The organism is Lysinibacillus alkalisoli, from assembly GCF_014643595.1.
GTDB classification, from domain to species: domain Bacteria; phylum Bacillota; class Bacilli; order Bacillales_A; family Planococcaceae; genus Metalysinibacillus; species Metalysinibacillus alkalisoli.
In genome coordinates, this window is sequence record NZ_BMJT01000004.1 from 255,588 (window position 1) to 278,581 (window position 22,994).

The 22,994-nt window shown below is 37.0% G+C and carries 25 protein-coding genes; all 25 read left to right on the top strand.

The window, feature by feature from the left end:
• Positions 1-11 precede the first annotated feature (11 nt).
• The gene (gene fliP / locus IEW44_RS07650; protein ID WP_188614561.1) at positions 12-650 is read left to right on the top strand and encodes a flagellar type III secretion system pore protein FliP; all 639 of its coding nucleotides are present in this window, start codon (positions 12-14) and stop codon (positions 648-650) included.
• A gap of 13 nt (positions 651-663) precedes the next feature.
• Positions 664-933 (top strand): flagellar biosynthesis protein FliQ, encoded by a 270-nt coding sequence (gene fliQ / locus IEW44_RS07655; RefSeq protein WP_188614457.1) that lies wholly within the window; start codon positions 664-666, stop codon positions 931-933.
• Between the two features lie 7 nt (positions 934-940).
• On the top strand, positions 941-1,720 hold the full coding sequence (gene fliR, locus IEW44_RS07660; RefSeq protein ID WP_188614458.1) for a flagellar biosynthetic protein FliR: 780 nt from the start codon (positions 941-943) through the stop codon (positions 1,718-1,720).
• A gap of 1 nt (position 1,721) precedes the next feature.
• Positions 1,722-2,804, top strand: a complete 1,083-nt coding sequence (gene flhB / locus IEW44_RS07665) for a flagellar biosynthesis protein FlhB (RefSeq protein WP_188614459.1) — start codon at positions 1,722-1,724, stop codon at positions 2,802-2,804.
• Positions 2,805-2,826: 22 nt separating this feature from the next.
• On the top strand, positions 2,827-4,860 hold the full coding sequence (flhA, locus tag IEW44_RS07670; protein WP_188614460.1) for a flagellar biosynthesis protein FlhA: 2,034 nt from the start codon (positions 2,827-2,829) through the stop codon (positions 4,858-4,860).
• Complete coding sequence (locus tag IEW44_RS07675; RefSeq protein ID WP_188614461.1) at positions 4,857-5,948, top strand: flagellar biosynthesis protein FlhF; 1,092 nt, start codon at positions 4,857-4,859, stop codon at positions 5,946-5,948. The genes flhA and IEW44_RS07675 overlap by 4 nt, the downstream gene beginning before the upstream one ends.
• A complete protein-coding gene (locus IEW44_RS07680; RefSeq protein ID WP_188614462.1) occupies positions 5,945-6,814 on the top strand; it encodes a MinD/ParA family protein in 870 nt (289 codons plus the stop codon). Before IEW44_RS07675 ends, IEW44_RS07680 begins: the two co-directional genes overlap by 4 nt.
• Before the next feature lie 51 nt (positions 6,815-6,865).
• Positions 6,866-7,900 carry a protein-glutamate methylesterase/protein-glutamine glutaminase gene (locus tag IEW44_RS07685; RefSeq protein WP_229704194.1) on the top strand — a complete coding sequence of 345 codons (1,035 nt, stop codon included), beginning with the start codon at positions 6,866-6,868 and terminating at the stop codon, positions 7,898-7,900.
• Between the two features lie 15 nt (positions 7,901-7,915).
• Positions 7,916-9,967, top strand: coding sequence for a chemotaxis protein CheA (locus IEW44_RS07690; protein ID WP_188614464.1), 2,052 nt, complete (start codon positions 7,916-7,918; stop codon positions 9,965-9,967).
• 21 nt (positions 9,968-9,988) lie between these two features.
• Positions 9,989-10,429: a chemotaxis protein CheW gene (locus IEW44_RS07695; protein WP_188614465.1), complete on the top strand. Its 441-nt coding sequence runs from the start codon at positions 9,989-9,991 to the stop codon at positions 10,427-10,429.
• Between the two features lie 14 nt (positions 10,430-10,443).
• The gene (locus IEW44_RS07700; RefSeq protein WP_188614466.1) at positions 10,444-11,070 is read left to right on the top strand and encodes a chemotaxis protein CheC; all 627 of its coding nucleotides are present in this window, start codon (positions 10,444-10,446) and stop codon (positions 11,068-11,070) included.
• The gene (locus tag IEW44_RS07705) at positions 11,067-11,567 is read left to right on the top strand and encodes a chemotaxis protein CheD (RefSeq protein ID WP_188614467.1); all 501 of its coding nucleotides are present in this window, start codon (positions 11,067-11,069) and stop codon (positions 11,565-11,567) included. The genes IEW44_RS07700 and IEW44_RS07705 overlap by 4 nt, the downstream gene beginning before the upstream one ends.
• Positions 11,567-11,893 carry a hypothetical protein gene (locus IEW44_RS07710; protein ID WP_188614468.1) on the top strand — a complete coding sequence of 109 codons (327 nt, stop codon included), beginning with the start codon at positions 11,567-11,569 and terminating at the stop codon, positions 11,891-11,893. The genes IEW44_RS07705 and IEW44_RS07710 overlap by 1 nt, the downstream gene beginning before the upstream one ends.
• Positions 11,894-12,057: 164 nt before the next feature.
• Positions 12,058-12,828 (top strand): FliA/WhiG family RNA polymerase sigma factor, encoded by a 771-nt coding sequence (locus IEW44_RS07715; RefSeq protein WP_188614469.1) that lies wholly within the window; start codon positions 12,058-12,060, stop codon positions 12,826-12,828.
• Positions 12,829-12,840: 12 nt separating this feature from the next.
• Positions 12,841-13,155 carry an RNA polymerase subunit sigma gene (locus IEW44_RS07720; RefSeq protein WP_188614470.1) on the top strand — a complete coding sequence of 105 codons (315 nt, stop codon included), beginning with the start codon at positions 12,841-12,843 and terminating at the stop codon, positions 13,153-13,155.
• 9 nt (positions 13,156-13,164) lie between these two features.
• Entirely contained in the window at positions 13,165-13,707 is a 543-nt protein-coding gene (locus IEW44_RS07725) for a hypothetical protein (RefSeq protein WP_188614471.1), read from the top strand.
• 155 nt (positions 13,708-13,862) lie between these two features.
• Entirely contained in the window at positions 13,863-14,591 is a 729-nt protein-coding gene (gene rpsB, locus IEW44_RS07730) for a 30S ribosomal protein S2 (protein ID WP_188614472.1), read from the top strand.
• Between the two features lie 90 nt (positions 14,592-14,681).
• A complete protein-coding gene (gene tsf / locus IEW44_RS07735) occupies positions 14,682-15,566 on the top strand; it encodes a translation elongation factor Ts (RefSeq protein ID WP_188614473.1) in 885 nt (294 codons plus the stop codon).
• Positions 15,567-15,739: 173 nt separating this feature from the next.
• Positions 15,740-16,465 (top strand): UMP kinase, encoded by a 726-nt coding sequence (gene pyrH, locus IEW44_RS07740; protein ID WP_188614474.1) that lies wholly within the window; start codon positions 15,740-15,742, stop codon positions 16,463-16,465.
• Positions 16,465-17,022, top strand: a complete 558-nt coding sequence (frr, locus tag IEW44_RS07745) for a ribosome recycling factor (RefSeq protein WP_188614475.1) — start codon at positions 16,465-16,467, stop codon at positions 17,020-17,022. Before pyrH ends, frr begins: the two co-directional genes overlap by 1 nt.
• A 136-nt stretch (positions 17,023-17,158) precedes the next feature.
• Entirely contained in the window at positions 17,159-17,950 is a 792-nt protein-coding gene (gene uppS, locus IEW44_RS07750; RefSeq protein ID WP_188614476.1) for an undecaprenyl pyrophosphate synthase, read from the top strand.
• On the top strand, positions 17,947-18,741 hold the full coding sequence (locus IEW44_RS07755) for a phosphatidate cytidylyltransferase (RefSeq protein ID WP_188614477.1): 795 nt from the start codon (positions 17,947-17,949) through the stop codon (positions 18,739-18,741). The genes uppS and IEW44_RS07755 overlap by 4 nt, the downstream gene beginning before the upstream one ends.
• 16 nt (positions 18,742-18,757) lie before the next feature.
• Positions 18,758-19,903, top strand: coding sequence for a 1-deoxy-D-xylulose-5-phosphate reductoisomerase (locus IEW44_RS07760; RefSeq protein WP_188614478.1), 1,146 nt, complete (start codon positions 18,758-18,760; stop codon positions 19,901-19,903).
• Between the two features lie 38 nt (positions 19,904-19,941).
• On the top strand, positions 19,942-21,216 hold the full coding sequence (gene rseP, locus IEW44_RS07765) for an RIP metalloprotease RseP (protein ID WP_188614479.1): 1,275 nt from the start codon (positions 19,942-19,944) through the stop codon (positions 21,214-21,216).
• Positions 21,217-21,244: 28 nt separating this feature from the next.
• Complete coding sequence (locus IEW44_RS07770) at positions 21,245-22,948, top strand: proline--tRNA ligase (protein WP_188614480.1); 1,704 nt, start codon at positions 21,245-21,247, stop codon at positions 22,946-22,948.
• Positions 22,949-22,994: the final 46 nt, after the last annotated feature.

Here is a 22,994-nt window from a genome sequence, read left to right on the forward strand (position 1 = left end):
TAGGTGATGGTATGGACCTTGCTAATGTCTCTACTTCCGTAAAGTTATTATTGCTTTTAACGGTCTTATCGTTGGCGCCTAGTATTTTAATATTAATGACATCCTTTACGCGGATTGTTATTATTCTAAGCTTTGTTAGAACGGCATTGGCTACACAGCAAATGCCGCCTAATCAAGTGATTGTAGGTTTAGCATTGTTTTTAACTTTCTTTATTATGACACCAACATTTACAGAGGTGAATAAAGAAGCGTTACAGCCTTTATTTGCGGATGAAATCTCGTTGGACGAGGCATATGATAAGGCTAGTTTACCTTTTAAAGAATTTATGAGTTCGCATACGAGACAAAAGGATTTAGAATTGTTTTTAAATTATAATGGTGTAGAAGAAATGCCTACAACCGTTGAGGAACTACCATTAACCATGTTAGTGCCTGCCTTCGCGTTAAGTGAAATTAAAACAGCATTTCAAATTGGTTTTATGATTTTTATACCTTTTTTAGTCATTGATATGATTGTGGCAAGTACTTTAATGTCAATGGGTATGATGATGTTGCCACCGGTAATGATTTCATTACCATTCAAAATATTATTATTTGTACTTGTTGACGGTTGGTATTTAGTGATGAAGTCGATACTACAAAGTTTTTAGGGGATGAATCAGTATGACAGGTGAAATGGTAATATCAGTTGCAGAACGTGCCATCTGGGTCGTCCTATTAACGAGCGGTCCGTTGTTACTTGTAGCCTTATTAACAGGATTGGCAGTTAGTATATTCCAAGCTACAACATCTATTCAAGAACAAACGTTAGCATTTGTACCTAAAATTGTAGCAGTTTTAGTCGCTATTGTATTTTTTGGACCATGGATGCTTTCACAAGTGACGGGCTACGCTCAAGATATTTTTGAAAACTTGATTCGATACATAGGATGAACGAAAAATGAATGAATTGTTGCCAAAGTTACCCGTTTTTTTATTGATACTGGTTAGAGTGTCTGCATTTTTCGTCACGGTTCCATTTTTCTCTTATCGTACGATACCGCAACAAGTACGAATTGCTTTAGCAGTTATACTCGCTTTTATTATGTCATATACGATACAAGATACGACGATCCTTGAAATTGATGGTACTTATTTCTTGCTGGTGATAAAAGAGGCTATGTTTGGTTTACTAATCGGATTAGCTGGTTATATCGTAATGTCAGCAATCCAAATTGCAGGTAGTTTTATTGACTTCCAAATGGGATTTGCTATTGCTAACATTATTGACCCTCAAACAGGCGCACAGAGCCCATTAATCGGTCAATTTTTTAATACATTGGCGTTACTGTTATTATTAGCAGTTAATGGACATCACGTTATTATGGATGGCATTTTTTATAGCTATGAATATTTGCCTGTATCTCAAATGATGCCCACACTAGGAGATGAACAATTTGCTCTCTTCATTATTGGGACGTTCACAACGATTTTTGGACTGGCCTTTCAAATGGCGGCTCCTATTATTGCCACATTATTTTTGGTCGACTTAGCACTGGGGATTACAGCGAAAACAGTGCCACAGTTAAATATATTTGTCGTAGGTTTTCCTATTAAAATTACAGTGAGTTTTCTTGTTATTATTATAATGATTGCTGTTATGATGGAAGTTATTATGAAGTTAATTACAATTGTAGTTACAACAATGCGAGATTTGATGATGATTTTAGGTGGTGGCTAACATGTTATTGCGTTTAGACCTACAATTTTTTGCGGGTGAAAAGACAGAGAAAGCTACCCCTAAAAAAAGACAAGATGCAAGAAAAAAAGGACAAGTTGTAAAGAGTCAAGATATATCAAGTGCAATTGTAATGTTGGCAGTATTTATTTTTTTAATAGCTTTTGCGGGCTCTTATGTTAATAATATTGAAACATTTTTTAAACAAACTTTAATTCATAATATACATATTCAAGAATTGACAAGTGAAGATGTAATGGCCCTTATTACATCGACTTTCTTTGAGTTAAGTAAAGTCATTTTACCAATTATGGGCATTGCATTTATTGCAGCACTTTTTGGTAATTATGTTCAATTCGGATTTTTATTCACAACAGAATCAATGAAGTTTGACTTAAAAAAGATGGATCCTATAAAAGGATTGAAACGTATTTTTTCTGTTAAAGCTATTGTTGAGCTGTTGAAATCAATATTGAAAATTGTTTTTATAGGCGGCGTTACAACGATTATTGTTTGGACCAATATCGAATCGGTATTAGCACTCTCATTTAAAAGTCCGGCAGAAACATTAGTAACTGTAGCCAAGTTAGTAGGCATAATGGGTGTGGGCGCCTCACTCGTGTTGTTATGTTTATCAGTTTTAGATTGGTCATATCAAAAGTATGATTATGAGAAAAACTTAAAAATGTCGAAACAAGATATTAAAGATGAATATAAAAATAGTGAAGGTGACCCATTAATCAAATCAAAAATTAAACAAAGGCAAAGAGAAATGGCGATGCGACGAATGATGTCAGAAATCCCGACAGCTGATGTTGTTATTACAAACCCCACTCACTATGCCATTGCTTTAAAATATGATGAAGATGAAATGGATGCGCCACGAATAGTGGCTAAAGGTACAGATTTTGTTGCGCAAAAAATCAAACTGATTGCGAAGGAACATGATGTTGTGATGGTGGAAAATCGTGCTTTAGCTCGTGCGATGTATGACCAAGTAGAAATCGGTGATCAAGTGCCAGATGAGTTTTTTAAGGCAGTTGCTGAAATACTCGCATATGTATATCGTATTAAGCGCAAAATTTAAGTTCTAAACAGGAGGGAAAAAAATGCAAGTTCGGGATATAGGGGTTTTAGCGGCAGTAATAATGATCGTAGCAATGCTCATCATCCCTCTACCTCCGTGGATGTTAAGTTTTCTAATCGTCATTAACATTTCGCTAGGTTTAATGGTATTACTTACTGCAATGAATATGAAAGAAGCACTGGATTTCTCCATTTTCCCTTCAATCATTCTACTGTTAACATTGTTTAGGCTGGGTTTAAGTGTATCAACAACACGTGCTATATTAGCCAATGGTGATGCTGGTAAAGTAGTTGATACATTTGGTGATTTCGTTGTTGGTGGTAATATTTTAGTAGGTTTAGTTGTATTCTTAATTTTAGTTTTAATCCAATTTATTGTTATTACAAAAGGTTCTGAGCGTGTAGCTGAAGTAGCAGCGCGTTTTACATTAGATGCGATGCCAGGTAAACAAATGAGTATTGATGCTGATTTGAACGCAGGTGTAATCTCGGAACGTGAAGCACGAGAGCGTCGTGAAAAGGTATCAGGTGAAGCTGATTTCTATGGTGCGATGGATGGTGCTACGAAATTCGTTAAAGGTGATGCTATTGCATCTATGGTGATGGTTGTCATCAACTTACTATTTGGTCTTATCATTGGTGTGGTACAAATGGATTTAGAATTTGCTGAGGCAGCAACTAAATTCTCTAAATTAACAGTGGGTGATGGTATTGTTGCTCAAATCCCAGCGTTATTAATTTCTACAGCAACAGGTATTGTAGTAACGAGAGCATCGTCTAATGGTAGTCTTGGCGGCGATATTATGGATCAGCTATTTGCCCAGGCAAAATTGATGTATATCGCAGGTGGGACAATTATTCTTTTAGGGATTTTCACACCAATTCCGATGATTTTGACGATGACCGTTGGTGGTGCACTCATTATTGGTGCATATATGATGAATCGCAAGAAACCTGAGGATGAAGAACAATTACTCGAAATTGAAGAAGAAGAAGCAACAGATGTTATGAAGAATCCTGAAAATGTAGTGAGTTTATTGAGCGTGGACCCAATTGAATTTGAGTTTGGATACGGATTGATCCCTTTAGTTGACGCTGCACAAGGTGGCGATTTACTAGACCGTGTAGTAATGATACGTCGTCAGCTAGCTCTAGAGTTAGGTATTGTTATTCCCGTCGTTCGTATTAGAGATAATATTCAACTACAGCCAAATGAATATCGTATTAAGATCAAAGGAAACGAAATGGCTAAAGGCGAGTTGTTACTTGACCACTATTTAGCAATGAGCCCTGGTGATGATGATAATATTACAGGTATTGACACTGTTGAGCCATCATTTGGATTACCAGCGAAATGGATTACTGAAGAAGAGAAAGAGAATGCTGAGATGTTTGGCTACACTGTAGTAGATCCTCCAAGTGTGGTATCTACACATTTAACAGAGATTATTCGTGCGAATGCAAGTGAATTATTAGGCAGACAAGAAACGAAACAATTGATTGATCACTTGAGAGAGACGCATCCAATTTTAGTAGAAGATTTAACGCCAACACCGTTGTCTATTGGTGAGATTCAAAAAGTATTGGAACGTCTATTACGTGAAAATGTATCCGTACGAAATTTACCTATTATTTTTGAGACATTAGCAGATTATGCAAAATTAACAAGTGATACAGATGTTTTAACAGAGTATGTTCGACAAGCACTAGCGAGACAGATTACTACTCAATATGTTGGCGAACAAGAAGCATTAAAAGTGATTACAGTGTCTGGAAAGATTGAAAAGGCAATTGCTGATAGTATTCAGCAAACGGAACATGGTAATTATTTAGCTATGGATCCAAACGAATCCCAACAAATTTTAGAAGCGGTTGCATCCGAAGTTGAACGCGTGTCGTTTATGGAACAAACTGCTATTATTATTTGCTCACCAGCGATTCGTATGTATTTAAGACAATTAACAGAACGCTACTTCCCACAGGTTCCTATTTTATCTTATAATGAATTAGATGCGTCTGTAGAAATTCAAAGTGTCGGAGTGGTGAATGTAGAATGAAGATGAAAAAATATATTGCAGACTCCATGCCTGAAGCTATGCGAAAAGTACGTGCTGAACATGGTGACGATGCGGTAATTTTAAATACAAAAGTAATTACAAATAAAAAGTTCTTTGGTTTGTTAAAACAGAAGCAGTTTGAGGTAGTTGTTGGTTTAGACGATGTAGTTGTACCTAAGAAAAATACAAGACAAACAACAATAACTGTTGATCCTTCTACCGAAGCTTTGAAAAAAGAAATAGCAAGTTTAAAAGCTGTAATGCAAAATGTTGAGAAGTATACAAAAAAATCTGCTTATCCAGATGTATTAGAGCCCTATATTGCATATTTACAGCGTCAAGAGTTAGCTGAGGAGCTCATCACACCAATTTGTGATGAGCTTTTTGTGCATATGCAAAAAGAAGGCGATGTTAACTTTAAACAATTTGAAGCCATTACACGCCGCTTTTTAACTGAAAAATTGCAACAATTACCTTTCGGTGGGATTGACGATACAAAGCGTCATATTCATGTGCTAGGGCCAACGGGTGTAGGTAAGACGACAACAATTGCCAAAATAGCGGCACGAACAGTGCTAGAGAAAAAGAGGAAAGTAGGATTTATTACTACGGACACTTATCGTATTGCAGCAATTGAGCAGTTAAAGACGTATGCAGGCTTGTTACAATCACCAGTAGAGGTGGCATATAGTGCTGATGATTATCAACAAGCTTTAAAGAAGTTAGATGTAATGGACGTTATTTTTGTAGACACCGCTGGTCGAAATTATAAAGAAGCTCGATATGTGGATGATTTAACAAAATTAATTACATTTTCAGATGATGCAACTGCCTATTTAGTGTTATCTACAAATGCAAAAGAAAACGATATGATTGCGATTATTGACCAATTTAAAGAGATTCCGATCGAAAAATTTATCTTTACTAAAGTAGATGAAACAAATTCTATTGGCACGATGATTAATTTAATGATTAAATATAATAAGGGTATTGCTTACTATACGAATGGGCAAGAAGTCCCTGAGCATATTGAAGAAGCTACAATAGAAAAAATTCTACAATTGTTTTTCAAAGGTGAAGCACTATGAGAGACCAAGCTGAGACATTACGAATAAAAATTATGCAAGCAGAAGGACAATTAGGAAAAGCAGTCGCAGTTGTGAGTGGAAAAGGTGGCGTTGGTAAAAGTAACTTCACTATGAATTTTGCGATTATGCTTGGCAGTCAAGGTAAAAAGGTTGTTGTGGTAGATATGGATATCGGTATGGGTAATATCCATATTTTACTTGGTGAGAGTGCTCCAGATAGTTTGAGCGACTATTTAAAAGGGGAAAAAGAACTAAGTGATGTACTGTTACATACATCTTATGACGTGGATTATATTGCTGGTGGTTCTGGTATGAATACTGTTTTAGAGTGGACACCCGTAATGTTTGAAAAACTGATAGAAGCATTTCATGCGTTGTTAAAACAATATGATTATATTTTATTTGATATGGGCGCAGGGGCAACAAATTGGTCTCTAGACTTATTGATGTCTGTAGACGATATTATTGTTATCACAACTGCTGAGCCAACATCTATTACGGATGCGTATTCTATGATGAAATATATTCATTTACGAGATGCAGAAAAGCAATTTTACCTTTTATGTAATCGTGCACTTTCTCAACAAGAAGGTGAGGAAACTACTTCTCGATTAAAATTAGTCATGCAACGATTTTTAGAAAAAGATATTTATGTATTAGGTTCTCTACCAGAAGACGTCATTGTTCGTCAAGCTGTGAGAGAACAAACACCTTTTTCTATAGGGCATCGTAATGCAGCGATTACTAAAGCCTTAAAAATTGTAGTATTACGCTTTTTGGATGAGCCTAATCAAGAGGACATACCAAAGGTAAAAACTAACTTTTTAAATAAACTCAGAAGTATTTTCTCGAAAGGACGTGATTAATTGGCTTTCTCAGATAAGCATAAATTGTTAGTCGTAGATGATTCAGCATTTATGCGTAAGATTATTAGTGATTTTTTTAATGATCATCCAACAATTGAAGTTGTAGGGACAGCGCGTAATGGTCAAGATGCCTTACGAAAAGTAGAAACATTGAGACCTGACGTAGTTACATTAGATGTGGAAATGCCAGTTATGGATGGTATTGAGGCGTTAAAAGAAATTATGAAAAAATACCCGATGCCAGTTGTAATGTTATCTAGTAAAACGCGTGAAGGTACACATAGTACATTGAGTGCTATGGAGAATGGTGCTTTTGATTTTGTAGCTAAGCCAAGTGGGACTATTTCTTTAGATTTACATAAAGTAAAAGATATTTTAATTGAAACAGTGGAACAAGCAGTTAAAGTACCAAAAAGTAAATTTGATCATTCTCTTCAAGTCACAAAAGTACCTTCTCCTGCAAGAGTGATATCACCTAAAAAAATAACAGCGTCGTCATTTGTATCGCGCAATCAAAAAATAGTGTTAATTGGTACTTCAACAGGTGGCCCGAGAGCTTTACAAAACGTTATCACTAAAATACCTAAACAGATTAAAGCACCTATTTTAATTGTTCAACATATGCCAGCAGGTTTTACTAAATCACTAGCAGAGCGTTTAAACCAATTAAGTGCGATAACCGTTAAAGAAGCAGAAGATGGTGATATTTTGCAAAATGGTGTTGCTTATGTAGCCCCAGGAGGTTATCATTTGCGCTTTAAGAAAGTGAATACGCATTATGTTATTGCATTAGATAAAAAAGAGCCACCACGCTCTGGACATCGACCATCTGTAGATGTGATGTTTGAAGATATTAGTCGTTTTAAAGAGTTAGATAAAGTAGCTGTCGTCATGACAGGCATGGGCGCAGACGGAGCAAAAGGCTTAACACGTTTGAAAAAAACAGGTAATACTATAGCAATAGCAGAGTCAGCAGAAACATGTATCGTTTATGGTATGCCAAAAGCAGCAGTAGAAACACAACTTGTTGATGAAGTTGTATTTGTCGAAGATATCGCACAAACAATTATGAAATATTTGCCTTAAAAGGGGTGTCTGATAATGGATGTTAATCAATATTTAGAAATGTTTATTGAAGAGAGTAAAGAACATCTACAAGCTTGTAGTGAGCATTTACTTGAGCTTGAGAAGAATCCTGAAGATTTGACGATTGTAGGTGAAATCTTCCGTTCAGCACATACACTGAAAGGTATGTCTGCAACAATGGGATTTGAGGATTTAGCAAATCTAACACATAAAATGGAAAATGTGTTAGATGCGATACGTAATGAAAAAATTGTTGTAACACCTGAAATACTAGATGTTGTCTTTGAATCTGTAGATCATTTAGAAGAGATGGTAATGGATATCGCAGCAGGTGGTGACGGTAAACGAGACGTCACAGGTACAGTGGCTTTACTCAAACAAATTGAGTCTGGAGAGGCTATAGAGGCAGGAGAAGTCGCTGAAGAAATGCCAGCAACAATTGAAAATACTCAACTTACATATGATGATTATGAAAAGAGTATTATACTTCAGTCATTTGAACAAGCATTTAATGCTTATGAGATAGCCGTTTCCTTAAGGGAAGATTGCTTGTTAAAAGCAGCGCGTGTCATGATGGTTTTCCAAGTGTTAGAAACGGAAGGCGAAGTAATTAAAACGAGCCCTTCTGTTGAGAGTCTAGAAGAAGAACAGTTTGATCAAACTTTCCATATTGCTTTTTTAACGCAGACAGCTTCAGAAGAGTTACAGGCTAAAATCATGAAAGTGTCGGAAGTTTCAGAGGTGTTAATTACAGCAATTGAAGCAGAACAACTTAAACCAGAGGAGAAACAAGAATCAGTAGAGCAAGCAACTAGTAAAGCTGCATCTGAGAAGGCTACACAAACCGAACAAGTTGCCTCAACTAAAAAAACAAATAGCGCGAAAACACCTGCTAAAAAAGCAGCAGCACCAGTAGGAAATAAGACGATACGTGTGAATATTGAACGTTTAGATATTCTTATGAATTTATTTGAAGAGCTAGTGATTGACAGAGGACGATTGCAATCCATTTCCTCAGAAGTGAATCATAATGAACTTAATGAAACTGTAGAGCGCATGAGCCGTGTGATGGGTGATCTACAAAATATTATTTTAACGATGCGTATGGTGCCAGTAGAAACGGTATTTAATCGCTTCCCTAAAATGATTCGACAATTATCACGAGAATTAAACAAAAAAATCAGCTTAGAAATTATTGGAGCTGAGACAGAGTTAGATCGCACAGTAATCGATGAGATCGGTGATCCTCTCGTCCATTTAATTCGTAACTCTGTAGACCATGGGATTGAAAGTCCAGCAGAACGTGCAGCAAATGGTAAACCAGAAGAAGGAACGGTTGTTTTACGTGCATATCACAGTGGTAACCATGTGTTCATAGAAATTGAGGATGACGGGGCAGGTATTAATAAAGATAAAGTATTAGCTAAAGCGTTAGCTAAAGGTGTAGTAACGCCTGAACAAGCGGAAACAATGTCAGACAAACAGATTAATGAGTTAATCTTGGCATCGGGCTTCTCTACAGCAGAGGTCATCTCAGATGTTTCAGGACGAGGTGTTGGTTTAGATGTTGTAAAAACAACGATTGAATCATTAGGTGGCAATATTTCCATTGATTCTATTCAAGGTTCAGGTTCTGTATTTTCAATCCAGCTCCCATTAACGTTATCGATTATTTCAGTCATGCTTGTAGAGATTGAACAAGAAATTTATGCTATCCCACTGTCTTCTATTATCGAAACAAGCATCATTAAACATGAAGAAATTTTGAATGCACATAACCAAAAAGTAATTAACTATCGCGGCACAGTTGTACCCCTTGTATTTTTAGAAGATATTTTTGAAGTGCCACGTCCAGAGCCAAAAGCAGATGATTTCCATTCAGTTGTAGTCGTTAGAAAAGGTGAAAAATTAGCAGGGCTCGTAGTAGACTCATTCATTGGTCAACAAGAGATTGTTTTAAAATCATTAGGCGACTATTTAACCAACATCTTTGCAATCTCTGGAGCGACAATTTTAGGTAATGGTAAGGTAGCGTTAATTGTAGATTGTAATGCACTAATTAAATAATTTCATAATGAGGTGAGAAGTATGTCTACTGCAATTGAACAAGATAATATGAAAGTAATAGTATTTCAATTAGAGAATAAGGAATATGCCATTCCTGTTTCCAACGTTCAAGGGATTGAGCGTTTAATGCATATTACCCGTGTTCCTAAAACACCTAGTTATGTTAAAGGTGTAATTAATTTAAGAGGTGTTGTAACGCCAATTATCGATTTACGTGACCGCTTCAATTTACCAGCGACAGAAAATCGAGATACAGAGCGCATTATAATTGTATCAATACGTAATACAGAAGTGGGCTTTATTGTAGATTCAGCTAATGATGTATTGGATATTAAAATGAGTGCGATTGAGCCACAGCCAGAAGTAGTAGGCTCTGAAGAAGAAGAGTTCATTTCAGGTGTTGCTCGTTTAGATAATCGCTTGCTTATTTTATTGCAATTAGAAAAAGTCTTAAATACGTAAGGAGGCTGTAAGGTATGGATGCCGATATTACATCCTTACATTTAGATGTATTAAAAGAGATTGGTAATATAGGGGCTGCACATGCAGCAACCTCATTATCATTATTACTTAATAAAAAAATTGATATGATTGTACCCAAAGTAGAAATGGTGCCTTTTAACGATATGATGGAGCTTGTAGGTGGCCCAGAAAATGTTGTGGTCGGAATTTATTTGCGTATTGAAGGCGATGCGTCAGGTAGTATGTTTTTTATACTACCCGTTGAGCAGGCGAATCGGTTTATTAAACGCTTAATTCAAGATGAGACATTTGATTTTAATGCTATTCCTGTGCCTGAAATAGGGCTCTCTGCTATGCAGGAAATGGGTAATATTTTATCAGGGTCTTATTTATCTGCGTTTTCCGATTTTACAGGATTGAAAATATATCCTACTGTACCGGGGTTAAGTGTCGATATGTTTGGCGCGATCATTAGTACAGGGTTGATTGAATTATCACATGTTAGCGATCATGTCATAGTAATTAATACATCCATTTTAGAAGAAGGCTATGAACAAAATGAAACAGTCAAGGGCCATTTTTTCCTCTTGCCTGAACCAGCATCATTTCATGCAATATTTAATGCACTAGGAGTTTCATGAGCGTGGGCATTGGAACAGTAGTCAAAGTGGGCATTGCACAAATGGATGTTGTCACAACACCGAACACAATCCGTACATCAGGATTAGGCTCTTGTGTCGGTGTTGTTTTATACGATGAGAGGAAAAAAATAGCAGGATTAATACATGTGATGTTACCAGATTCTACACTTGGAAAAGTAGTGCCAGGAAACGTAGCAAAGTTTGCAGATACAGGTATTGAAGCAATGATTGAACTTTTATTAAAACAAGGTGTTCAAAAATTCAGCTTGAAAGCCAAAATAGCAGGCGGTGCACAAATGTTTAAATTTTCTTCAGACCAGTCATCAATGCGCATTGGCCCAAGAAATGTGGAAGCAGTAAAGCAAGCTTTACGAAAAAGCGGTATACGTATTACAGCAGAGGACACAGGAGGAAGTAGTGGACGTACTATTGAATTTGATCCGGAAACTTCAAAACTAATGGTTCGTACTGTTAATCAAGGAGTGAGTGAAATTTAATGTTTGGTTCAATTTTATATAACCTTTGGGGAGCGCTTGGCAGCTTTTGTCTTTACTTTTTTATTAATTTCTTAAAACCTGTACCACCATTATCAATAATTTTGAAATCTTTTATTGCAGCAATCGTTGGTTTTTTACTAATGTATGTTGTGCGTTACCTTATTACATATATTTGCTATACACCTGAAGAAGAGGAACACATAGAAGATGACGAGCAAGTAGCAAAACCTGTACAAGCAACACCTGAAGAGTTTGCAGAAGAAAATCCAGAAGAAGTAGCGAATGTCGTAAAAACAATGATGCATGAAGAACCTGCAGCACAATAATTTTTTTAGAAGAGAGGCGAAAGCCCTCTTCTTTTTTTGTTTCATTTTATGGTAAATTAGAATCATCAGCAAAAGTAATCATCTATGTCACAATAACGAAACATGAAGTTTAAAGCGATTTTTGTTACAATAAAACTAATAAATTGAACGAAAGGTGGGGTTGTATGGCATATGTGAATGCAGAAGAGGACAAACTATGGCATCGTTGGATTAAAGCGAGAGACCCACAAGCAGGAGATTTGTTAATTAAAAGATACATGCCGTTAGTTACATATCATGTGCAGCGTATTAGCGTAGGCTTGCCGAAAAGTGTGTCTAAAGATGAATTAACTAGTTTAGCTATGCTTGGTTTATTTGATGCATTAAATAAATTTGATTTATCACGGGAATTAAAATTCGATACGTATGCGTCATTTAGGGTAAGAGGGGCTATTATTGATGGCTTACGTAAAGAAGATTGGTTACCACGGTCTGCGCGAGAAAAAGCTAAAAAAATGGAAGCACAAATTGAAGCACTAGAACAACGCCTTCAACGTCATGCAACGCCAGAAGAAGTAGCTACTGAAATGAATATTACAGTCGATGAAGTATATCGCACTGTACAAGAGCATTTTTTTGCCAATGTGCTATCAATTAATGAACAACAAGAGCTAGATGATTATGAAGGCAAATCATTTGTGATTCGTGATGATGCTACTAAAACACCTGAACAAACCGTAATACATACTGAGTTACTGGGTGAATTAGCCCAACATATTGAAAGATTAAATCGAAATGAGCAACTCGTTATTAGTCTTTTTTATTCCGAAGAAATGACATTAACGGAAATTGGAGAAGTGTTAAATTTATCAACTTCTCGTATTTCACAAATTCACTCTAAAGCATTGTTTAAATTAAAAGAACTATTATCAAAAGAAGCAATGAAAACGTCATGAGGAGGATGTGCGATGAGTTTAAAAGGTGTTGAACTACAAATTGCAATACCCAAAACATTTGATGCAGGTAAAATGGCAGACCAAGCGCAACAACAAAATCATGTAAATCAAATGCATGCTAATGATGCATTAAAAAAAGAATTAGAGCGACAACAAAAAATTGTGAATACGTCTGAAGAAATGGATGCCATTAACGATGAAGATGAAAATGGTAGTCAATATGAAGGAGATTCGCAAAAGAGAAAAATACAAGAAGCGAAAGCACAAAAAGAAAAGCAACCTAATAATCACCCCTTCAAAGGTAACTTTGTGGACTTTAGTGGATAGGAGTTAATGATGATTGTAATCAGTATTATTGTGTTATTCGTTTTGCAGTTAATCGCTTTCTTTTTCATTGTGTTATTGAATGTTAAGATGGCGCGTTTTAATCAGTTAGAAGAAAAACAAAATCGTTTAATGCGAGAGATGGATGAAACAGTAGGTGCTTACTTGATGCAGTTACAAGAAGAGAATAATCGCTTTATTCAAGCATTAAAAGATACACCAAAACCATCAGGAGCAGTCATGCAAGAACCATTAACTATGCAAGTTCAAGTTAATGAGTCTAGTGTAGTGGAACAACCATCAGCGAATCGCAAGCCAGAAGAAGTGAAAGTGCCTAAATTTACGATGCCTAAAACTAAAGCAAAAGCAGCGTATCAAAAGCATATTAAATCACCTGCTGCAGCTGAAGAACAACCGTCAAAAGTAATAAAACCACCAACGCTTGAGCAACAAGTGGTACAATTAGCTGACGAAGGAAAAAGTATTGAACAAATTGCGAAACAATTACAAAAAGGCAAAACCGAAATCGAATTATTATTAAAGTTTAAGCAGTAAATAGTTGATTAACAACAAACATTATGATATATTATCAAATGGTGTTATCATCACACACGCGGTGGGATATAGTAAGTGGTGCTCTAATGTTTAGAGTAGCTTGTTATAGATGAACATCTGCGGAGGAAATTAACCAAAACTAGGAGGAAACAAACATGTCAGTAATTTCAATGAAACAATTACTTGAAGCTGGTGTACATTTCGGTCACCAAACTCGCCGTTGGAACCCAAAAATGAAGAAATATATCTTCGTTGAGCGTAACGGTATTTACATTATCGACTTACAAAAAACAGTTAAAAAATTAGAGGAAGCTTATGACTTCATGCGCCAAGTTGGTGCTGATGGCGGCAAGGTGCTTTTCGTTGGTACGAAAAAACAAGCACAAGAAGCTATTAAAGAAGAAGCAGAGCGCTCTGGTAACTACTACATTAACCAACGTTGGTTAGGTGGTACTTTAACTAACTTCGAAACAATCCAAAAACGTGTTGCTCGTATGAAAGCAATCGAAAAAATGGAAGAGGACGGTACTTTTGATGTACTTCCTAAAAAAGAAGTAGTTCAACTTAAAAAAGAACACGAACGTTTAGTGAAATTCTTAGGCGGTATCCGCGACATGAAAGGTTTACCAGACGTAATGTTCGTAGTAGACCCACGCAAAGAGCGCATCGCTGTAGCTGAAGCTCGTAAATTAAATATTCCATTAGTAGGTATTGTTGATACAAACTGTGACCCAGATGAAATCGACTACGTAATCCCTGCAAACGATGATGCAATCCGTGCCGTTAAGTTATTAACAGCTAAAATGGCAGATGCATTAATCGAGTCTAAACAAGGTGAAGAAGAAGCTCCAGTTGTAGAAGAAACAGTAGAATCAGCTGAGTAATAGTTCACGTTTATGCAAAGGTGATAAGTGGCTCAGAACCCCTTATCACCTTTTTTTAGAAGGTAACATAAATTTGAGGAGGCAATCCAAATGGCAATCACTGCACAATTAGTAAAAGAACTACGCGAAAAAACAGGCGCGGGTATGATGGACTGTAAAAAAGCTTTAGTAGAAACTGATGGTAACATCGAAGCTGCAATCGACTTTTTACGTGAAAAAGGTTTATCTTCAGCTTCTAAAAAAGCTGACCGTATTGCTGCTGAAGGTACAACTTATATCTTAACAAAAGATAATGAAGCAATTATTTTAGAAGTAAACGCTGAAACAGACTTCGTTGCTAAGAATGATAAGTTCCAAGCTTTAGTATCAGCTTTAGCAGAACAAATTTTAACAGCTAAACCAGCATCAGTTGAAGAAGCGCTTGAACTTGAAAATGCTGAAGGTGTTAAAATCGTAGATCAAATCTCAACAGCAGTAGCAACGATTGGTGAGAAAATCACATTACGTCGCTTTGAAATCAAAACAAAAACAGATGCAGATGCATTTGGTCCTTACTTACACATGGGCGGTAAAATTGGTGTGTTAGTAGTGCTAGAAGGCTCTACTGATGAATCAGTTGCACGTGATGTTGCTATGCATATCGCAGCAATCAACCCTAAATACATCTCTCGTGACGAAGTGTCAGCAGATGAAGTTGAGCGCGAGCGTAAAGTATTAACAGAACAAGCATTAAACGAAGGTAAGCCAGAAAATATCGTTGCTAAAATGGTAGAAGGTCGCCTTGGTAAATACTTCGAAGAAATTTGCTTACTTGATCAAGCTTTCGTTAAAAACTCTGACCAAAAAGTGCGTGACTTCGTAAAAGCTGCTAATGCAGATGTAAAAGCATTTGTACGTTACAGCGTTGGTGAAGGTATTGAAAAACGTGAAGATAACTTCGCTGAAGAAGTAATGAGTCAAGTTAAAGGTAACTAATTTAGACTGAAACGACTAACAACGTATCAGTTACTTATGTTGCGTCGTCAAGCTAATTTAATACCTATACAGTATAAAAGGGAACACGTTTCATATAGTGTTCCCTGTTTTTTGGAAAAAAACGAGAAGTATGTGTGTGATACATATACAAAAGTCTGATGGAGGTTTAAGCAATGAGTGTGCCACAATATAAACGAGTAGTCATTAAATTAAGCGGTGAGGCATTAGCTGGTGAAGCAGGTTTTGGTTTGTCACCAGCCATTATTAAGTCTGTTGCAGAAGAAGTGAAGGAAGTAGTAGACTTAGATGTAGAAGTTGCTGTAGTAGTTGGCGGTGGCAACATTTGGCGTGGTAAAATCGGCAGTGAAATGGGCATGGACCGCGCAGCAGCTGATTATATGGGCATGCTAGCTACTGTAATGAATTCATTAGCATTACAAGATGCACTTGAAAAGTTAGGTATTGAAACACGTGTACAATCGTCAATTGTTATGACACAAGTAGCAGAGCCTTATATTCGTCGTAAAGCAGTGCGCCATTTAGAGAAAAAACGTGTTGTAATCTTTGCGGCAGGTACAGGTAATCCATTCTTCTCAACGGATACAACAGCTGCATTGCGTGCAGCGGAGATTGATGCAGACGCTATTCTTATGGCGAAAAATAATGTAGACGGTGTTTATTCTGCAGACCCTAAAGTCGACGAAGACGCTATCAAATATGACACACTCTCTTACTTAGACGTAATTCAGCAAGGATTACAAGTAATGGATTCAACAGCTTCAACACTTTGCATGGATAATGATATTCCATTAATTGTATTCTCTATTACAGAGAACGGAAACATTAAACGTGCTGTACTTGGTGAAAAAATTGGAACAGTTGTTAGGAGGAATGTATAATGTCAAACGAAGTTTTAGCTCAAGCAAAAGATAAAATGGAAAAATCAATTAGCGCTTATACACGCGAACTGGCATCTATTCGTGCAGGACGTGCGAATGCATCACTTTTAGACCGCATTCAGGTAGAGTATTACGGGGCACCGACACCATTAAACCAAATGGCAGGTATTTCTGTTCCTGAGGCACGTTTATTAGTTATTCAACCGTATGATAAATCTGTTTTAGGTGAAATTGAAAAAGCCATTTTACGCTCAGATTTAGGAATTACACCAACAAATGACGGTTCTGTTATTCGTATTATGATTCCAGCATTAACAGAAGAGCGCCGTAAAGAACTTGTGAAATTAGTAGGTAAAGAAGCAGAGACAGCTAAAGTAGCAGTACGCAATGTACGACGTGATGCTAACGATGATTTAAAGAAACAAGAAAAAGCAAGCGAAATTACAGAAGATGAATTGCATAGCTTAAGTGATGACGTTCAAAAATTAACAGATAGCTATATTGCAAAAGTTGATGAAATTGCTAAAGATAAAGAAGCAGAAATTTTAGAAGTATAAACTAAACTTTTTGTACGAAAGAGCGTCCTAGTAAAAAATAGGACGCTTTTTTTATGAAATAAAAGGGCGCAAAGAGGCGCCTTTTTTGTTATGATAAGGTAGTAAACGTCCGATTAATTGTAGTGGAGGAAGAAGTATGTTTAAAAATTTTTTAAATAAGCAAGTTAATATCGCGCAACCAATTGAGGCGCGCAAAGAACAAGTAAAGCGCGAATCAGTTCCTTCTCATATTGCGATTATTATGGACGGCAATGGTCGTTGGGCAAAAAAGCGAGCACTACCGCGCATCGCTGGTCACCGTGAAGGAATGAAGAACGTTAAGAAAATTACAAGGTGTGCATCGGATATTGGTGTAGAAGTGCTTACTGTGTATGCATTTTCAACAGAGAACTGGAAAAGACCAAAAGAAGAAGTCGATTTTCTTATGCGATTGCCAGTTGATTTTCTAGATACGTTTTTACCTGAGTTAATTGAACGAAATGTGCGTGTAGAGATGATTGGTGAGCCTGACGTCTTACCTAAACATACTCAAGGAGCCCTGTTTGAGGCGATGGAACGCACAAAACACAATACAGGTCTTATCCTGAACTTTGCGTTGAATTATGGCAGTCGTGATGAGATGGTAAGAGCGATGAAAGCTGTTATGCAAAAAGTACAACAAGGTGACTTATGCATACAAGATGTGGATGAAGTTTGTCTGTCACAACATATGATGACATCGCATTTACCTGAGCCAGACTTATTAATTCGTACTAGTGGCGAAGTGCGTCTTAGCAACTTCATGCTATGGCAATTAGCTTATACAGAGTTTTGGTTCACTGATATTTTATGGCCAGACTTTGAAGAAGATGCATTTTTAGATGCAGTGCAAGGCTACCAAAAGAGAAATCGTCGATATGGTGGCTTGAAAGGAGAAGAAACAAATTGAAACAACGAATTATAACGGCAGTTATTGCAGCAGCATTCTTTATTCCATTTGTTGTATATGGTAATTGGCCGTTTGCTGCACTCGTATTCGCAATGGCGGGTGTAGGTTTTTTTGAGATATTACGTATGAAGCACATTTCACTAGCCTCAGTACCAGGTGTATTGGGGTTGTTTGCTTTAGCAGCAATTGTTATGCCTGAACAATGGGAGTTAAACATTAAAGAATGGTTAACTTTAGGAAAGATTGAAATTATCTTTTTAGTGGTGATTTTATTACTAGTGTATACGGTACTTATTAAAAATACATTTACTTTTGACGAAGTTGGCTTTATTTTAATTAGCGCTTTTTATGTAGGGTTAGGCTTCCACTATTTAATCGAAACAAGAATCGCAGGCTTAGAGTATATTGTCTTTGCGTTATTGATTGTTTGGACAACGGATTCGGGTGCTTATTTTGTAGGGCGTAAGTTAGGTAAAAATAAATTATGGCCAGAAATTTCGCCGAATAAAACAATTGAAGGTTTTGTGGGTGGGATTGGCATAGCTGTGATTTTTGCTATTGGCATGCAATTGATACAGCCAATTACACATACATGGTTTGCTTTAGTAGGTGTAACGATCATCGCGTCGATATTTGGCCAATTAGGTGACTTAGTTGAATCAGCTATCAAACGTCACTATGATGTAAAAGACTCGGGTACACTATTGCCAGGGCATGGTGGTATTTTAGATCGTTTTGATAGTTTATTATTTGTCTTACCATTATTACATTTTCTACATATTGTAGGATGAAGAAGGGAATAGCAGAATGAAGAAAATTAGTTTACTAGGGGCTACAGGGTCTATCGGTCTACAAACGATTGATGTGATACAAGCAAATAAAGAAATGTTCCAATTGCAAGCATTTTCATCAGGTAAAAATTTAGAACAAACGCGTAAAATTATTGACGCCTTACAACCAGAATTAGTTTCAGTACAAGATGAGCAAGATGCTTTGCAGCTTGCAAAAGCGTATCCTACCATTAGCTTTGTACATGGTGCACAAGGTTTAATAGATGTTGCTACACATCCTGAGACGACTATTTTAGTCAATGCTGTGTTAGGAAGTGTTGGATTAGCGCCTACATTGGCAGCTATTCGCATGAGTAAAACGATCGCAATTGCAAATAAAGAAACACTTGTAACAGCGGGCCATTTAGTGATGGCTGAAGCTAAGAAATACAATGCACCGATTTTGCCTGTAGACAGTGAACATTCCGCATTATTTCAATCTATGAATGGTGAAAATCCCAAAAACATTTCACGCTTAATTATTACAGCTTCTGGTGGCAGTTTTAGAGACCGCACGCGTGCAGAGTTAAAGCATGTGACAGTAAAGGATGCATTAAATCACCCTAACTGGTCAATGGGTGCTAAAATTACCATTGATTCAGCTACTATGATGAATAAAGGCTTAGAAGTTATTGAAGCACATGTTTTATTTGATATGCCATACGATCAAATTGATGTGTTATTACACCGAGAAAGTATTATCCATTCACTTGTTGAATATGAAGATACGAGTGTCATTGCACAATTAGGCACACCAGATATGCGTGCGCCAATTCAATATGCACTAACGTATCCAGAAAGAATACCATTACAAAATAGCCAGCGTTTGAGCTTGGCTGATATTGGTACATTGCATTTTGAGAAAATGGACTTTAAGCGTTATAAAGCGTTGCAATTAGCATTTGATGCAGGTAGAGAAGGAGGTACCATTTTAACAGCGATGAATGCAGCTAATGAAGCAGCTGTAGCAGCCTTTTTGCAGGATAAAATTGGCTTCCTTGACATTGATGAAGTGATTGAACGCGTTATGCATGAACATCAAACTATTCGACAACCTGATTTAGAAACAATCTTACATGTAGATAGTGAAACGAGAAAACAAGTGACAGACATGATAAAATAACAAAAGGTTAATCAAGTTTAAATTAAAGGTGGGATTTTATGCAAACAGCGATTGCATTCATTATAATTTTTGGGTCACTCGTATTTTTCCATGAGTTAGGGCACTTTGTCTTTGCTAAACGTGCAGGGATCTTAGTACGTGAGTTTGCGATTGGATTTGGTCCAAAGTTATTAGGTATCCAAAAAGGTGAGACATTGTATACCATTCGCTTATTGCCACTTGGTGGTTATGTGCGTTATGCAGGTGCAGAGATGGATACAGTGGAATTAGTGCCAGGTTATCGCGTCGCTTTACAGTTAAATGATGAAGATATTGTAACGAAAGTCATTTTAAATCAAAATGATAAACAGTTGTCAGATATCGTCTTTATGGAAGTAGAGAAGGCAGATTTGATTCATGACCTTTGGATTGAAGGGTATGATGAAGAAGAGCAGTTTGTACGCTATCAAGTGGCACGCACAGCTGTTGTAGTTGAGAATGGGCAGGAAAATGTCATTGCGCCATTTGATCGTCAATTTGAATCCAAATCAGTGGGACATCGCTTTGCTACCATTTTTGGGGGTCCGTTGTTTAACTTCATTTTAGCCTTCTTTATTTTTACAGCAGGTGCGTTATTTATGGGCGTCTCTAAAAACGAACCTATATTAGGCGATACAACATCCGATGGTGTAGCACAAGAAGTAGGCTTACAAAAGGGTGATGTTGTGACCGCTATTGATGGCAAAAAAATTACAGCTTGGGATCAAATGGTTGGCATGATTCAAGAAAGTGCTAATAAAGAGATCCAGATGGACGTTATTCGTGATAATAAGCCCATGACCTTTACGATGAAAGTACAAGAAAGTGTTATGAAACAAGGTAAGGAAGAGTTTCGTAAAGGGGTTATTGGCGTAACATACGGCGGTGCTATGGAACATGGTGTCATCCAATCAATTAAAGATGGCGGTGAACAAACATGGTACTGGGCAACGCTTATCTTTAAAATGTTAGGTAAGATGGTGACAGGGCAGTTTTCTATTGATGATTTATCTGGTCCTGTTGGAATTTATAAAGTAACAGACATGGTTGCTTCAAATGGCTTAGCTAACTTGATTAGCTTTGCAGGTATGTTAAGTGTGAATTTAGGGATTATGAATTTACTACCAATACCTGCTTTAGATGGTGGTCGCTTAATTTTCATTATGATTGAGGCCGTACGTGGCAAACCAGTAGATCGTCGTAAAGAAGGCATGGTGCATTTTGTAGGCATTATGTTACTTTTATTATTAATGATTGCTGTTACATGGAATGATATTCAACGTTTCTTCTTTTAAACTATAAAGAAATAAAAGGTGGATATGCATGAAACAAAGTCAAATCTTTATTCCCACGTTACGCGAAATACCTGCAGATGCAGAATTACGATCACATCAACATTTGTTGCGCGCAGGTTTTATTCGTCAAATGGCAAGCGGTATTTATTCTTACTTACCTCTTGCCACACGTGTTATACGAAAGATTGAAAAAATCATTCGGGAAGAGCTTGAAAAATTGAATGCAGTAGAAACAATATTACCTATTATGCAACCAGTAGAGTTATGGCAGACTTCAGGTAGGCAGCATACAAACAACAAAGAAGTATTTACATTACAAGACCAGCATGAGCGTAAATACATGTTAGCTGCTGCGCAAGAAGAATGTATAACATCCCTAGTGCGCGATGAAATCAACACATATAAACGCTTACCATTAATGATGTATCAAATCCAAACAAAATTTAGAGATGAAAATAGACCCCGTCATGGGTTATTACGTGCACGAGAATTTATTATGAAAGACGCCTATTCATTTCATGATACAAAAGCTAGCTTAGATGATATGTATAATGAAATGTTTAATGCGTATGCGTCTATTTTTACGCGTCTAGGCTTGCAATATCACGCTGTAATAGCGGAGTCGGATCTCATTGGCGGGAAGGACACACATGAATTTATAGTAGTATCCCCAAATGGAGAAAATGTTTTTGCCTATACACCTCATGGCACATATGCGGCTACGCTCTCATTAGCTGAAGTGAATACCGTGTATGAAACGTCAGAAGAACCTATGCGAGAGTTGACACTAGTTGCTACACCACAACAACGCACGATTGAAGCAATAAGCGAATGGTTTGATATGCCAAAAAAATTATGTATTAAAACGCTTGTGTTGTTAGTCGATGGTGATATTGTGGTAACATTAGTGCGCGGCGATCACGATGTTAGTTTGGCTAAAGTGAAGGTATTGCTACAAGCACATACAGTAGCATTAGCTGATGAACAAGTGGTAGCAGAAGTTTTAGGGTGTGAGGTCGGTTATGTGGGCCCAATTAAATTACCACTTGATATTAGAGTAGTGGCTGACCATGCTGTACTTGCTATGCGTAATGCTGTAGCAGGTGCCAATGAATCAGGTTATCACTATCAATTCGTAAATCCAGAAAGAGATTTTGCCATTAATATATCTGGTGATATTAGGTATATACAAGAAGGTGAAGTTAGTCCAGATGGTGCGACGACGGTAAAATTTGGTAGAGGTATTGAAGTTGGGCATATTTTTAAGCTAGGTACGGTTTATAGTGAGCAGCTGGCTGCTATTATTACTAATGAAGAAGGACAACAAACCGCACTCCAAATGGGTTGTTACGGTATGGGTATTTCTCGTTTAGTAGCAGCATTAGCTGAACAATATCATGATGATGGTGGCTTTACTTGGCCTAAACATCTCGCGCCTTTTCACGTTCACTTGATTCCAGTTAATATACAAGACGAAGTGCAGTTAGGGCTAGCCGAAGATATGTATGGCTTATTAAAATCTTACCACTTTGAAGTATTAATCGATGATCGTGATGAACGTGCAGGTGTTAAATTTACAGATGCAGATTTGATTGGCTTACCTGTTCGTGTAACGATTGGTAAGAAGGCAGCTGAAGGCATTGTAGAAGTTAAAGTTCGTACGACAGGTGAAACGTATGATTGGCAAAAAGAAGAATTAATTGACAAATTGACAGAAATGTTTCGGAATTAAAGGCATGTAGTAACGGTATCGGACGATGAGGAATAGCGCGCTAGCG

Bases quoted from the DNA above. Each gene is read 5' to 3' on its own strand.
- rseP (WP_188614479.1), top strand. From the start codon at position 19,942: ATGCAAACAGCGATTGCATTCATTATAATTTTTGGGTCACTCGTATTT.
- IEW44_RS07770 (WP_188614480.1), top strand. From the start codon at position 21,245: ATGAAACAAAGTCAAATCTTTATTCCCACGTTACGCGAAATACCTGCA.
- flhB (WP_188614459.1), top strand. From the start codon at position 1,722: ATGTTATTGCGTTTAGACCTACAATTTTTTGCGGGTGAAAAGACAGAG.
- IEW44_RS07695 (WP_188614465.1), top strand. From the start codon at position 9,989: ATGTCTACTGCAATTGAACAAGATAATATGAAAGTAATAGTATTTCAA.
- IEW44_RS07725 (WP_188614471.1), top strand. From the start codon at position 13,165: ATGATTGTAATCAGTATTATTGTGTTATTCGTTTTGCAGTTAATCGCT.
- IEW44_RS07720 (WP_188614470.1), top strand. From the start codon at position 12,841: ATGAGTTTAAAAGGTGTTGAACTACAAATTGCAATACCCAAAACATTT.
- rpsB (WP_188614472.1), top strand. From the start codon at position 13,863: ATGTCAGTAATTTCAATGAAACAATTACTTGAAGCTGGTGTACATTTC.
- IEW44_RS07685 (WP_229704194.1), top strand. From the start codon at position 6,866: ATGCGTAAGATTATTAGTGATTTTTTTAATGATCATCCAACAATTGAA.
- pyrH (WP_188614474.1), top strand. From the start codon at position 15,740: ATGAGTGTGCCACAATATAAACGAGTAGTCATTAAATTAAGCGGTGAG.
- IEW44_RS07700 (WP_188614466.1), top strand. From the start codon at position 10,444: ATGGATGCCGATATTACATCCTTACATTTAGATGTATTAAAAGAGATT.
- IEW44_RS07710 (WP_188614468.1), top strand. From the start codon at position 11,567: ATGTTTGGTTCAATTTTATATAACCTTTGGGGAGCGCTTGGCAGCTTT.
- IEW44_RS07760 (WP_188614478.1), top strand. From the start codon at position 18,758: ATGAAGAAAATTAGTTTACTAGGGGCTACAGGGTCTATCGGTCTACAA.
- frr (WP_188614475.1), top strand. From the start codon at position 16,465: ATGTCAAACGAAGTTTTAGCTCAAGCAAAAGATAAAATGGAAAAATCA.
- fliQ (WP_188614457.1), top strand. From the start codon at position 664: ATGACAGGTGAAATGGTAATATCAGTTGCAGAACGTGCCATCTGGGTC.
- fliP (WP_188614561.1), top strand. From the start codon at position 12: ATGGACCTTGCTAATGTCTCTACTTCCGTAAAGTTATTATTGCTTTTA.
- IEW44_RS07680 (WP_188614462.1), top strand. From the start codon at position 5,945: ATGAGAGACCAAGCTGAGACATTACGAATAAAAATTATGCAAGCAGAA.
- fliR (WP_188614458.1), top strand. From the start codon at position 941: ATGAATGAATTGTTGCCAAAGTTACCCGTTTTTTTATTGATACTGGTT.
- tsf (WP_188614473.1), top strand. From the start codon at position 14,682: ATGGCAATCACTGCACAATTAGTAAAAGAACTACGCGAAAAAACAGGC.
- IEW44_RS07690 (WP_188614464.1), top strand. From the start codon at position 7,916: ATGGATGTTAATCAATATTTAGAAATGTTTATTGAAGAGAGTAAAGAA.
- IEW44_RS07715 (WP_188614469.1), top strand. From the start codon at position 12,058: ATGGCATATGTGAATGCAGAAGAGGACAAACTATGGCATCGTTGGATT.
- IEW44_RS07675 (WP_188614461.1), top strand. From the start codon at position 4,857: ATGAAGATGAAAAAATATATTGCAGACTCCATGCCTGAAGCTATGCGA.
- uppS (WP_188614476.1), top strand. From the start codon at position 17,159: ATGTTTAAAAATTTTTTAAATAAGCAAGTTAATATCGCGCAACCAATT.
- IEW44_RS07705 (WP_188614467.1), top strand. From the start codon at position 11,067: ATGAGCGTGGGCATTGGAACAGTAGTCAAAGTGGGCATTGCACAAATG.
- flhA (WP_188614460.1), top strand. From the start codon at position 2,827: ATGCAAGTTCGGGATATAGGGGTTTTAGCGGCAGTAATAATGATCGTA.